Origin of the sequence: Nocardia sp. CA-107356, from assembly GCF_050946365.1 — a bacterium.
GTDB lineage: Bacteria > Actinomycetota > Actinomycetes > Mycobacteriales > Mycobacteriaceae > Nocardia.
Map to the genome: position 1 here is coordinate 7,224,951 of NZ_CP191992.1, position 12,467 is coordinate 7,237,417.

Below are 12,467 nucleotides of genomic sequence, written 5' to 3' on the forward strand. Positions count from 1 at the left end.
GCTCATCTGGCGCCCCCGTCCGGGGTACCCGGTGGTTCGGCTTGGGCCGCTTCCGCCTGGGGCGCCACAGGCTGCGGTGTTTCCGGCCGCGGGGTTTCGGGCTGGAGTGTTTCCGACGGAGCCTGCGCGACCGGACTCGGCGTCGGCAGCGGACTGGCCGGCGTCGAGCTCGGCTGCGGGCTCGCCTGTCCGGCAACGGCATTCGCGGGCTGACCGGCGTTCGGCTGAGTGGGCGCAGGCGGCGTTGTCGTCACCGGAACCAGCCGCTCACCGCGGGCCAGCGCATTATTCGGCGGTGCGGTGGTCGGCGCGGCCGGCGAGGGATTCAGCGGTGGCACCGGCGCGCCCTGGGCGGGCGTCGGCTTGCCGATCACCGTCACGGCGCCGTCCGGTCCGACCACGAGACGCGCCGGATCCTTGGCCGGGATCATCCCGAGTTCGCGGGCCCGCGCGGCGAGTTCGGGCGCGGAGTCGGCGGCCTCCACCTCCCGCTGCAGTCCCGCCCGCTCGTCGGCCAGCTTGCGGTTGGTCGCCCTGGCGTCGCCGAGCTGATAGCTGTCCTCCGCCGAGCGGGTGGTGAGCAGCAGGGTGAGCGCGAGGCCACAGCCGAGCAGGGCGATGATGGCCGCCACGAACGGAGTTCGCGCGGCCATCACCGATGCGCGCTGCTTCGGCAGGTCCTGATGGTCCCCCGACTGTTCAGCACGCATTCGGCGCTTGGCATAGGCCCGTTGTGCTGCACCCGATTTCACCCGCTCGGCGGCCTGAACCCGGCGGGCGAGCCGGCCCGGCGCCTCGACGGTACGCGTGCGCACACTCATGCTGTCCCCTCCTGAATTCGCTCCGCCGCCCGCATCCGCACGGGAGCCGCCCGCGGGTTCTCTTCGATCTCTTGTTCCGTCGCCTTCTCGGCACCGCGGGTCAGCATCCTGAATTCCGGTCCCATACCGGGCAATTCGACCGGCAGGTCGACCGGCGTCCGTGAGGTGGTGCGCGGCGCCAACTCCTGTTTGACCACCCGATCCTCGAGCGACTGATACGACATGATCACGATCCGGCCGCCGACCCGCAGCGAGTCGAGAGCGGCGGGCAGTGCGGCCCGCAGCGAATCCAGTTCGCCATTGACCTCCACCCGCAGCGCCTGAAAGGTCCGCTTGGCTGGATGACCACCGGTCCGCCTGGCCGCGGCGGGGATTGTCGCGTAGAGCAATTCGACGAGTTCGGCGCTGGTGGTGAACGGCTTCTGCTGGCGACGGCGCAGCACCTCGGAGGCGATCTTGCCCGCGAAGCGTTCCTCGCCATAGGTTTTCAGCACACGCGCCAAATCGCCGTGGCTGTAGGTATTGAGCACATCCGCGGCGGTGATACCTGTGGTCGGGTCCATCCGCATATCCAGCGGCGCGTCGACGGAGTAGGCGAAGCCGCGCTCGGCCTCGTCGAGCTGCATCGAGGAGACGCCGAGATCCATCAGGATGGCGCTCACCGAACCAGTGGTCGGCAGTCCGGCCTGCTTCAGCGCGGCGGCGATTCCGTCATATCGGATGTGTACCAAGGTGATCCGGTCCGCGAATGGGGCCAGTCGCGCACTCGCCAGTGCCAGTGCGTGGGTGTCACGGTCGAGTCCGACGAGATGAATGTTCGGGTACGTACGTAGGAAGTGTTCGGCGTGTCCGCCCAAACCCAGTGTCGCGTCTACATAGACGGCGCCGGGTTCGGACAATGCCGGGCCGAGCAGCGCGTCGGCTCGCTGGAGCAGAACCGGAACATGGCGAGGACCGTCCTGTTCACGGTTCACCCTCGACCTCCCGGAATCGTGCCTCGCGTCGTCGCGCACCGAGCGGTGCCAATGGTTCACTCGTTACGCCCGGTCACGGGTCGCCTTGTTACACAGCTACTTTCGAAAATACGAATGCCGCGGGGTCTCTGACCGGAGCCTCGGCACCTGGCGTCGGGGAAGTACGTCAGGGTCCGCGCGTCCGGGCAGAGGCCGCGTGGCACTCGTTCGCTCAGGGCTAGAAGATGCCGCCCAGCGACTCGTCTCTCGCTTCGGCGTAGTCCTCCTCGTGCTCGGCGAGGTAGGACTCCCACGCCTGCTTATCCCATATTTCGAGGAAGTCGACCGATCCGATCACCACGCAATCCCGCGAGAGGTTCGCGTAGCGACGATGATCGGCCGACAACACGATCCGGCCTTGGGCGTCCGGACGCTGTTCATCCGTACCGGCCGCGAGTGCCCGGACGAACGCGCGCGCCTGCGGATTACTTCGAGACGCCGCCGCAGCTCGCCGAGCGAGCGCGGTGAACTCTTCTTTGGGATATACGGCAAGGCTGTGGTCCTGACCCTTCGTGACCATCAACCCTCCCGCCAGATCGTCTCGAAACTTCGCAGGCAACGTCAGTCGCCCCTTGTCATCCAACCGAGGTGTGTAGGTACCGAGAAACAACCCGCTACCTCCTGGATGAACCCCGCCGCGCGGGGAGCACGATCACCTCGGATGTATGCCCTTCCTCTAGTGCGCGCTCCACATTACCCCACTTTCCCCCACTTTCAATCGAAACTCAGGGTGATCTGGCTCCCCGCGTCGTCGATTACGCAGGTCATCCCAGCTATCACTGTGGTGGAGAACTTTTTCCGTGTTCCAGCGACACGCACCGCACAGCAAAACGATCGCCCGACAACAACCAGCAAACGCCCTGGTTCGCCTCATTTCAGCTGATGCCGGGCCGCCGCACGGGTGGATCGTGGGGCACGGCGGGGGATGATCGTGGGGCGTTGTGGGGAACCGCCCGCGGAGATCACTCAGCAGCCGGGTGGTTCACGCATGAGAACGCGCCGCCGCACCTATTCGGTGCGGCGGCGCGTTCGATATGTAGATGTCGGCTACGGGCGCGCTACTCCTGATCGAAGCGGCGCCGGAACCGATCCTCCATGCGTTCGGAGAAACCACCGGACTTGCGCTGTCGCCCACGTCCGCTCGATCCGCCGCTCGCGCCACCGGATTGGGTATTGCCCGACCGGTCGCCCTTGGCGATGCCCTTGGAACTGCCGAGCAGCAACAGCACGCCTGCGGCGAACATGACGATGAATCCGATCAGGCTGATGATCGGAAAGTCACCGAGCTTCACCGGAGCGGCGATCCCAGCGACCAGTAGAAACAGACCAAGGATGAACAGGGCCGCGGCCTGGAGTCTGCGGCGACTCGAGGTCGAGCGAAGGCGTCCGCCGCGGACGGACGACGCGAACTTCGGATCCTCAGCATAGAGCGCGCTCTCGATCTGTTCGAGCATGCGCTGCTCGTGCTCGGAGAGTGGCACGGTACCTCCCCCGGCACTAGGACGTGGCTGTCGCCTCCGGGTAGGCGACAGATAGCCAAGGTCGGCTATCTGCCACCAATGATACGAGTTCGATCAGTGCCGTACCACCTACTCGCCGATAACTAAGCGGTCATGCCGCCCGACAACCCCGGCGCGGGGCGCAAACGAGCACCGGCGTTCAGCAGATCTTCGACATCGTGCAGGAATGCGCCCACCCGCGAATAGAACTCGTCGGCCTGCTGATCATCGATATTGCGATCCAACCCCGCCTCCAGCGCCGCCCTGATCTCCGAGCGGGCACTGAAGTAGTCGGCCCACATGACGAATTCGGGCGCGGCGCGCTGCATCAGCACCCAGGCATTGCGCGAACGCGCCCGCGGCGCGGCGTCCGCCCCGGTATACGCGAGTACCGCCCCGGCACCGCGCAACGCGGCGAGATACGCGGTCCGGAAACGCTCGCGCGGGTCCGGCTCCCCCGCCGCCTGCATCAGCAAGCCGTCCGCCCGCTGCAGTAGCTTGCCCGCCTTGCCGGGTTGTCCCGGGTGTTCGATCCGACCGGACATCAGCCGTCCCTCCGAGTTCGTTCAGAGTCGTTCAACGTCGCTCACCTGGCCTGATCCTGTGCGTGAGCGCCGACTTGCCAGCACCGCGCGGATCGAACAGGTATTCGAACGTTTGAATTGAGATTGAATATAGGGACACCCACCGACAACTTTCCGCGGACCGACGAGAGCCATGACAGCCGTCAAGCCCAAACACACCCCCGCCAACGCACCCGTCGTCATCGATCTCACGATCACGGCGCTACGCTCCCGGCTGCACGATGTGCTGGCGGTGTACGTCGCGGCGATGGAATATCCGCACGGCACCGAGCACCATCGCGCGCCGATGTGGACCGAGCACACCACCCGTCCCGGCTGGCAGGCCGTCGCCGCCGTCATCCCCGATGATTCCGGACAGATCGACCTGCGGACAGCGCCGATCGTGGCCATCGCCTACGGCTATCGCGGCGCCGCCCACCAGTGGTGGCATCAGCAGGTGCACAGCGGTATGCGGCGCTCGGGATGGCCGGAACACTCTGCGCGCGAACTCCTTTCCGACTATTTCGAATTGACCGAGCTGCATGTGCATCCCTCGGCACAGGGCCGCGGCATCGGCGGCGCGCTGCTGACACGACTGCTCGCCGATCGCACCGAGGCCGCGGTGCTGCTGTCCACACCGGAGGTGGAGCGCGAAGCCAACCGCGCCTGGAAGCTGTATCGGCGACTCGGATTCACCGATGTGATCCGGGATTTCGTCTTCGCCGGAGACACCAGGCCGTTCGCGATCCTCGGGCGGCGGCTGCCCCTGTGAGCGTCGTGGTCGTCGGCTCGGGCCACAACGCACTCGTCGCGGCGTGCTACCTGGCGCGCGCCGGTGAGCAGGTGACGGTGCTCGAACGCGACGAAGTGCTCGGCGGCGCGGTATCGACGGTCGAACGCTTTCCCGGTCATCTGGTCGATCGCGGATCGTCGGCGCACATCATGGTGCGCCATACCGGGATCATCGAGGAATTGGAGCTCTCGCGCTTCGGACTGCGCTATATCGACTGTGATCCCTGGGGTTTTACGCCCGCTGGACCCGATGGCGGTGCGCCGATCGTGTTCCATCGCGATCTCGATCGCACCTGCGCGGGCATCGCGGAGGTCTGCGGCGCGCGGGACGCGGCGGCGTATCGACGCTTTGTCGAGGTCTGGGGACCGCGTTCGGCGCGGGTGATGCGCGCATTCGGTGGCACGCCGACGCCGGGCAGGCTGTTGCGTTCGTTCTGGGGGCTTGACGCGCGCGCTGGTGGGAGCGCGTTGTCGCGGGAGTTCCTGCAGACCGGGGATGCGCTGCTCGACGCCTACTTCGACGACGAGCGACTCAAGGCATCGCTGGCCTGGTTCGGGGCACAGTCCGGGCCGCCGATGTCGGAACCGGGTACCGCGCCGATGGTCGGGTTCGCCGCGCTGATGCATACGCTGCCGCCGGGACGGGCGGTGGGCGGAAGTGGGGCGCTGACCACGGCATTGGTCGCGCGGTTGCGTGCCGACGGCGGCGCGGTGTCGGCGGGTGATGCGGTCACCGCACTGCGGCAGGTCGGTTCGGGTTGGCGGGTTTCAACTGCCTCGGGCCGAAATCTGCATGCGGACACCGTGATCGCGGGCGCCCACGTGCTGACCACCCTGGACCTGCTGCGGGACGGCGGATTCGACGGTGCGGTGCTCGACGATTGGCAGCGCCGCATCCGGGTCGGTCCCGGCATCGGCATGGTGGTGCGGCTCGCGACCAGCGCACTGCCGCAGTATCTCGGAAGCTCATCGGCCGAATCCGCCAACGGTCTGCAATTTCTCGTTTCGGATCGGCGGCAGCTGCGCCGGGCGCACGGTGCGGCGTCGGCGGGGGATCTACCGCCGCGCCCGGTGGTACTCGCGATGAGCTTCAGCGCGGTGGACCCGAGCATCGCCCCCGCCGGTGAACATCAGCTCTCCCTATGGGCGCAATGGCATCCGTACGAACTGGCCGACGGGAGCGAATGGGCCGCACACGCCGAGCCGGAGGCCGATCGGATCATCGCCGAAGTCGATACCTACGCACCGGGTTTCGCGGCAAGTGTGCTGCGGCGGCATGTGCAGACCCCTGTCGATCTGGAGCGCGAGATGGGGTTGCGCGGCGGGAATGTGATGCATGTGGAGATGTCCCTGGACCAGATGATGCTGTGGCGGCCGCTGCCGGAACTGTCCGGGCAGCGGGTGCCGGGTGCACCGGGGTTGTATCTGACCGGGGCGTCGACGCATCCGGGTGGTGGCGTGTGCGGGGCGAGTGGGCGCAGTGCGGCACGGTTGGTGCTGCATGACCGACGCCGTGGCCGGTTTTCGCTGCCACGCAGGCGATGATCGAGCCGGAGCCGATCGAGGGGCCCACAGTGCGGACGCCTGGTCCGGCGAATCCGGAGGTCACCCACCAGATACCCGACGGGGCGGATTCCGATGTGCGCCGCTTCGACAGGAGACCAGCACGCCGGCCCGGTCCTCCCGACGCGCCGCAGGACCGGCACTCGACGGGCTTATCGCCGGGGACGCCACGATTCCTCGCGCCTGTCGGGTTCGCGGTGCTGCTGGTGCTCGTGCAGATCAGTTATCCGCTGTCGTCCGGCGTCACTCGCGATCGGGTGACCATCGCGGTGGTGCTGCTTTCGGCGGGGACGGCGTTGGTGCACGCGGCGGCGACGCGCGGGGTTCGGTATGCCGTGGGTTTTCTGGTGATCGTGTCCGGACTCGGACTACTCGCCGAGATCGTCGGTACCGCGACGGGCTTCCCGTTCGGTTGTTATGACTACGCCGACGGCAGATCGGGACCCGCGGTGGCAGGTGTGCCGTTAGTGGTCGCGCTGGCCTGGACGGGCGGGCTGTACCCCGTGCGGGTGGTGGCCGAACTGCTGACTCGGCGGACTGCCGGGCGGATTGCGCTGACGGCGGTCGGCGCGGTGGGTTGGGATCTGTTCCTGGATCCGCAGATGGTGGCGGATGGTCAGTGGCTCTGGTGTGCCACCGGATGGGGCCTGCCCGGACTCGATGAGATTCCGTATACGAACTACCTGGGCTGGTTCGCGGTGGCGCTGGTGATGGCGGTGCTACTGACCGCCTTGGATCGGATGGCGGGGACGCGAGCGGTCAGCGCGTTCGCGGTGCCGACAGCGAGGGAATCGCAGCGGCTCGGATCCCTGATTCCGATCGGTGCTCTGGTGCCGGTGGCGGTGTTTGTCTGGACGTGGCTCGGGTCCACGCTCGCGCATGCGGTGTTCCTCGATCTACCGTATTCGGCCTGGTATGGGTGTGTCGGGTTGGGAGTGCTCGGCGTGCCGCTCTTGGTGCGGCTGGCCGGGGCGCGGCGGGACTGAAAGACGCGGACACTATTTGTCCGATACTTCTGTCGACGCGCGTTCCGCCCGTCGTGTGGCAATCCCGGGCGACGGCCTGGCACGATGTGAGCCGTGCAGCCGAGTCCTCTCACCGCGACGCCCGACACCCCGGTTCTACGCTCCCCCCGGCCAGGGGTGCGGGTAGCGGCGGCAGTACTGCTGGCCGCATTGCTGGTGCCCGTCCTCGCGGGCTGCCTGCGGGTGCAGGTTTCGATGGGTGTGTCGTCCAATGACCGGGTCTCCGGTCGGATCGTGGCCGCGGTCGTGCCCGTGGACGCCAATGACAAGGGCCCGCAGCTGAAGGCGCCCGATTCGCTGGCCGCGAAGGTGCGGGTCGAGCCGTACAGCCAGGACGGCTATGTCGGCAGCAAGGTGTTCTTCGAGGACCTGTCCTTCGGCGAGGTCGGCCAGCTCGGCGGACTCTCCGAGCAGACCCAGGGCATGTTCAACCTGTCGTTCCAGCGCACCGGCGACCTGGTCAGCCTCAACGGCCGGGTCGATTTGAAATCCGTTCCGCCACACGGCTCGGACGTGCAATTCACGGTGGCCTTCCCGGCCCGCGTCGCCAAGACCAATGGCAACCGCGAGGACGACTCCACCGTCTCCTGGAAACTCCCGCCCGGCGATGTCTCAACGCTGCGCGCCGAAGTCAGCTACGCCGACCCGAATACCCGCTCCTTCGCGGGCTGGGCCGGAATCGTCGGTGGCATCACCCTCGCCGGCGCCGCCATCATTGCCGCCATCGCCTACATGGACCGCAACCCCGCAGCCCCGGGCGCCCCCCAATTCAGTTTCTCCCTGAACAGCCTTTGGCGTACGCGGATGCGACGCTGAGATCGTCTCGCCCGATTTGTTCGTGCAAGACGACGACGTCGCCCGGCTGCGCACCACGGCGGTGCGGCCGTGACGGCAGCGAGGGCTCTGCAGGTGGGCGCGGCGGTCTCGACGCGAACTGGTGCGGCAATCGCGCTGATCGGTTGTGGGATCGCGTTGTTCAACCGAGCGACGATGCGCACGCTGTCGGATGCGCCGACGGCGGTCCTCGAATCCGTGACGATCTGTATTCCGGCGCGGGACGAGGCGCAGCGACTGCCCGGGCTGATCGCAGATCTTCGCGCTCAGGTGGAGGTGCCGCGGCTGCGGGTGCTGATATTCGATGATGCGTCCCGCGACGGGACCGAAGCGGCTGCGGTGGAAGCGATTGCGGGCGACCCGCGATTCACCGTGCTCCGATCCGAGGCCGAACCCGCGCCGGGTTGGACCGGAAAGGCAGCGGCCTGTGCCCGGCTGGCCGAGCTGGCGGATGCGCCGGTGCTGATCTTCCTCGATGCCGATGTGCGTGTGGACAAGGGCGCGATCGCCGCGGCGGTCGTCGAACTGCGTCGGAGCCGGTCCGCGTTGTTGTCGCCCTGGCCGTACCAGGTGGCCGAATCGCTCATCGAGGCGCTGGTACAGCCCCTGCTGTGCTGGTCGTGGGCGGCGAGCCTGCCGATCGGAATCGCCAACCGCGGCCGCAGACCCTCGACCGCCGTCGCCTGCGGCCAATTCCTGGTCTTCGATGCCGCCGCCTACCGCACCATCGGCGGTCACGCGGCGGTGGCCGCCAGCCCCACCGAGGATCTGGATATCGCTCGCGCCCTGCGCCGTTCCGGTCACCGCACCGCGCTGGTCGCGGCGGGTCGCGCGGCGCGCACCCGAATGTATCGGGACGCAACCGAACTCGAGGCGGGCTACACCCGCTGGCTGTGGTCGGCCTACGGCGGTACGACCGTCGGCGGTGCGGCCGTGGGAGCTGTTGCGGCGCTGGCCTATTGGGCACCGCCGGTGGCCGCGATCGGTGGCAGGGGCGCACTGCGCACCGCCGGACTCATCGGCTACACCGCCGCAGTCGCCAGCCGCCTGCTGGCCCGCTCGCTGGAACGTGGCGCCGTGACCCGCACGGACGCCCTTGCCGCCCTGGCGCACCCGGTATCCATCGCCGCTTACCTCTGCCTTTGGTCCCGCTCCCGCCGAGCTCGTCGCACTAACACCCTGACCTGGAAGACCCGCCACCTCGAACCCAACCACTGATCGAGATCAGGTGGAATCTCCGGCGATATCGCCCGGGAGATCCCTGCCTCCAGTTCCACCTGATCTCGACTCGCCCCGGAATCCGGCAGCTTCGCGACCGAACTGGCCGGCGTCCACATCCGGCGCCACTGCTCCCCGAACTGGCTCGGCGACCTTGGGCATCCACCCGACGCAAGTTCACCGGACCGAGGTGATGCCGACTGTTGGGAGGAACAAGCAGGGCTTGCCGCCGTTGTCGACGGTTCCGAAGACCGCGGCCAGGACGGTGCCGGAGCCGGTGTCGACCGGGACGGCGCGGACGCCGCCGGTGGGGAATGCGGCGAAGAAGTCCTGGATGGCGCGTTCGGCGAGTGGTCGTAGTTCGGTAGGGACTTCGGCGGGCACCATCGTTCGGACCACATCCGAGAGCGGGCCCATGGCGGTAACGCCGCTGCGACCGTTGGCCAGATTCAGCCAGGCGACGTTCATACCGGAGACGCTCGTACTGTCCGAGGCCAAGCCGTAGGGCACGAAGGTGAACAGGGTTTGGCCAGCCTTGACCGCGGACAGATCGAGTCCCGGGATCGCCACGGTGTTCTTGGGCCATGGCCCGGGAACGGCGCCAGCAACAGCGGGGACCAGGCCGAGGCTGCTGTTGTTGGAGCAGAACGCCGCGGCCGCCGGGTACAGGAAGGGGTCGATGCCGAAGGCGCGCAGCGCATCGACGGCGGCTCGGTACGCGCCGAGAAAATCGCCGGGTGCGGCGTGGCCGGACGGTTGACCCGGTGCGGTCGCCGCCGGGATCGCGGGTACGGGCGTCGGCGCCGGTACCGCGGCGGCTATGGCGGGGACGGCGAGAGTCAGCGCGACCGCGGCGGTCGCGCTGGCGGTAAGCGTGGTCAGACGGCGCAGCACGGTCACGGTGGACCTCCTCATCGTCGGGCACGATCGAGGTCAGAGAATACTCCAGCAAACCCTGACAACAGCGCTGATTTCGACCGGCAACGCCGTCGCGTCGCACTTCCCGCCGGAGGGTCGCGACGACATACCGGGTGCGCTCTCCAGGCGAAATACGCCGGCACGACCACACCCGAAGCCTCGCGATCCACCGCACGACCGGATCAATAATCCCTGCTCACAACCTTTCAGACAAGGTCTGCGCTCACGCTGATTCGTACCCTTGTGCCGGACTTCGCCTGCTTCGCATGATATTTCGGCTAGACCGATCGACCGACCCGCGCTCGGCGTCGGACACCATCCAGAGCGACCGAGAGACCTGGCTCGTCGACGTCGCAGCAACCCCCCGGTGACCGGGTGCGGGTGCTTCCGCCGGGAACGATGGAGGAACCGAAATCATGAGCGCGTCCGTCGCATCCGATGCCCCGGTATCGGATGTCCCGCTACCGAGTGCCGACGCACCCGGCGCTACCGTAACCATCACCGACGCACCAGCGATCGCCAGGACCTGGCACCCGTGGCGCTGGGTGGTCAGCGTCATCGCGCTCGTGCTGCTCGCCCAGTTCATCCATGGACTGGTCACCAATCCGGGCTGGGATTGGTCGACCTTCGCCAAGTACTTCACCGCGAAATCGGTGTTATCGGCGCTGAAGGTCACCTTGGAGCTGACCCTGTGGGGTACGGCACTCGGATTCCTGATCGGCACCGCGCTGGCCATCGCCCGCTTGTCGAATAATCCGGTGCTGCGGGTGATCTCGTGGGTCTACATCTGGGCCTTCCGCTCGATTCCGCTGATCGTGCAACTGTTGTTCTGGTTCAACATCGCCTACCTGTACAACACGCTCTCGCTCGGCATCCCGTTCGGCCCTGGATTTCTCACGTTCGAAGTGAACGGGGTGATCAGCGGGTTCACCGCGGCGGTTGTCGGCCTCGCGCTGCATCAGGCCGCGTATTCGGCCGAGATCATCCGGGCCGGATTCATCGCGGTCGATCCCGGACAGCTGGAAGCCGCTGCGGCGCTGGGCATTCCGCGGCTGCGGCAATTCCGCACCGTCATCGTCCCGCAGGCGATGCGATCGATCCTGCCGAATGCGACCAACGAGGTGATCAGCCTGTTCAAGGGCACCTCGATCGTCTCGGTGATGGCGATCGCCGAACTCTTCTACCAGGTCCAGGTCATCTACGGACGTAACGGCCGGGTGGTGCCGCTGCTCATGGTCGCGACGGTCTGGTACATCGTGCTGACCACGATTCTGTCGGTGGCGCAGTACTACATCGAACGGCACTACGCCAAGGGCGCGCACCGCACATCGCCACCGACGCCGATACAGCAGGTATGGCACAAGCTGCGCGAAATCGCCGAAAGCGGTTCCACCGCACCGCGCGGAGCCACCCGATGAGCGCGCCGGTCACCGACACGATCGGCATCCCGCACGGGGACAGGGCCCCGGCCGTAGCAGTTCGTGGCGTGCGAAAGTCCTACGGAGCCACCGAAGTACTGCGCGGCATCGATCTGACAGTGCATGCGGGTGAGGTGGTCACCGTGATCGGCCCGTCCGGCTCCGGCAAGTCGACACTGCTGCGCGTGGTCAACCACCTGGAGCCACTGGACGCGGGCACCGTGCACATCGACGGCGAGCTGATCGGATATCGACTGCGCCGCAACAAGTTACATGCGCTGTCGGACCGCGAGGTGCGCAAGCAGCGCTCGCATATCGGCTTCGTCTTCCAGCAGTTCAACCTCTTCCCGCATCTGACGGTGCTCGACAATGTCACGCTCGCACCGATTTCCGCCCAGGGTCGCCCGCGGCAGGACATCGAGCGCGAGGCCAAGGAGTTGCTCGACCGGGTCGGCATCGGCGAACTGGCCGACGCCTATCCGCGGCGGCTGTCCGGCGGGCAGCAGCAGCGCGTGGCCATTGCCAGGGCGCTGGCGCTGCGGCCACCGGTGATCCTTTTCGACGAACCGACCTCCGCGCTGGATCCGGAACTCGTCGGCGAAGTCCTGGACGTGATCCGCGATCTCGCCGACGGCGGCACCGCGCTGGTGATCGTCACCCACGAAATCGGTTTCGCCCGTGAGGTGGCCGACACCGTCGTATTCCTCGACGGCGGCGTGATCGTCGAACAGGGCCCGCCCGCCGCCGTACTCGACAACCCCGAACATCCGCGCACCCGCGCATTTCTATCCCGAGTCCGCTGA

General features: G+C 67.3%; 13 protein-coding genes and 1 riboswitch. Of the genes, 7 read left to right on the top strand and 6 right to left on the bottom strand.

What is annotated here, in order from left to right:
- Positions 1–2: 2 nt before the first annotated feature.
- The 5 genes from ACQP1G_RS32460 to ACQP1G_RS32480 form a co-directional block, all read right to left on the bottom strand.
- Positions 3–821 (bottom strand): hypothetical protein, encoded by an 819-nt coding sequence (locus ACQP1G_RS32460; RefSeq protein ID WP_433193452.1) that lies wholly within the window; start codon positions 819–821, stop codon positions 3–5.
- A complete protein-coding gene (gene rsmH, locus ACQP1G_RS32465; RefSeq protein ID WP_433193454.1) occupies positions 818–1,795 on the bottom strand; it encodes a 16S rRNA (cytosine(1402)-N(4))-methyltransferase RsmH in 978 nt (325 codons plus the stop codon). The genes ACQP1G_RS32460 and rsmH overlap by 4 nt, the downstream gene beginning before the upstream one ends.
- A 217-nt stretch (positions 1,796–2,012) precedes the next feature.
- A complete protein-coding gene (gene mraZ, locus ACQP1G_RS32470; protein ID WP_330253784.1) occupies positions 2,013–2,444 on the bottom strand; it encodes a division/cell wall cluster transcriptional repressor MraZ in 432 nt (143 codons plus the stop codon).
- 448 nt (positions 2,445–2,892) lie between these two features.
- A complete protein-coding gene (locus ACQP1G_RS32475) occupies positions 2,893–3,315 on the bottom strand; it encodes a DUF3040 domain-containing protein (RefSeq protein ID WP_433193455.1) in 423 nt (140 codons plus the stop codon).
- Between the two features lie 122 nt (positions 3,316–3,437).
- A complete protein-coding gene (locus ACQP1G_RS32480; protein WP_433193456.1) occupies positions 3,438–3,878 on the bottom strand; it encodes an SAV_6107 family HEPN domain-containing protein in 441 nt (146 codons plus the stop codon).
- Between the two features lie 172 nt (positions 3,879–4,050).
- Here ACQP1G_RS32480 and ACQP1G_RS32485 point away from each other — a divergent pair, with 172 nt between their 5' ends.
- The 5 genes from ACQP1G_RS32485 to ACQP1G_RS32505 all read left to right on the top strand — a co-directional run bounded on the left by ACQP1G_RS32485 (position 4,051) and on the right by ACQP1G_RS32505 (position 9,328).
- Positions 4,051–4,668, top strand: coding sequence for a GNAT family N-acetyltransferase (locus ACQP1G_RS32485; protein ID WP_433193458.1), 618 nt, complete (start codon positions 4,051–4,053; stop codon positions 4,666–4,668).
- A complete protein-coding gene (locus ACQP1G_RS32490) occupies positions 4,665–6,233 on the top strand; it encodes a phytoene desaturase family protein (protein ID WP_433193459.1) in 1,569 nt (522 codons plus the stop codon). The genes ACQP1G_RS32485 and ACQP1G_RS32490 overlap by 4 nt, the downstream gene beginning before the upstream one ends.
- Positions 6,230–7,237, top strand: a complete 1,008-nt coding sequence (locus ACQP1G_RS32495; protein WP_433193460.1) for a carotenoid biosynthesis protein — start codon at positions 6,230–6,232, stop codon at positions 7,235–7,237. The genes ACQP1G_RS32490 and ACQP1G_RS32495 overlap by 4 nt, the downstream gene beginning before the upstream one ends.
- A gap of 93 nt (positions 7,238–7,330) precedes the next feature.
- Complete coding sequence (locus ACQP1G_RS32500; RefSeq protein ID WP_433193461.1) at positions 7,331–8,092, top strand: LppM family (lipo)protein; 762 nt, start codon at positions 7,331–7,333, stop codon at positions 8,090–8,092.
- Positions 8,093–8,266: 174 nt separating this feature from the next.
- On the top strand, positions 8,267–9,328 hold the full coding sequence (locus tag ACQP1G_RS32505; protein WP_433209021.1) for a glycosyltransferase: 1,062 nt from the start codon (positions 8,267–8,269) through the stop codon (positions 9,326–9,328).
- A gap of 177 nt (positions 9,329–9,505) precedes the next feature.
- Here ACQP1G_RS32505 and ACQP1G_RS32510 read toward each other — a convergent pair whose 3' ends face one another.
- Positions 9,506–10,228, bottom strand: coding sequence for a hypothetical protein (locus tag ACQP1G_RS32510; protein ID WP_433193463.1), 723 nt, complete (start codon positions 10,226–10,228; stop codon positions 9,506–9,508).
- A gap of 330 nt (positions 10,229–10,558) precedes the next feature.
- A riboswitch (SAM riboswitch) is annotated at positions 10,559–10,652 on the top strand.
- Positions 10,653–10,662: 10 nt separating this feature from the next.
- Between ACQP1G_RS32510 and ACQP1G_RS32515 the strand changes: the two genes are divergently transcribed.
- Together ACQP1G_RS32515 and ACQP1G_RS32520 are read left to right on the top strand one after the other, a co-directional pair.
- Entirely contained in the window at positions 10,663–11,664 is a 1,002-nt protein-coding gene (locus ACQP1G_RS32515; protein ID WP_433193464.1) for an amino acid ABC transporter permease, read from the top strand.
- Positions 11,661–12,467 (top strand): amino acid ABC transporter ATP-binding protein, encoded by an 807-nt coding sequence (locus ACQP1G_RS32520; protein ID WP_433193465.1) that lies wholly within the window; start codon positions 11,661–11,663, stop codon positions 12,465–12,467. The genes ACQP1G_RS32515 and ACQP1G_RS32520 overlap by 4 nt, the downstream gene beginning before the upstream one ends.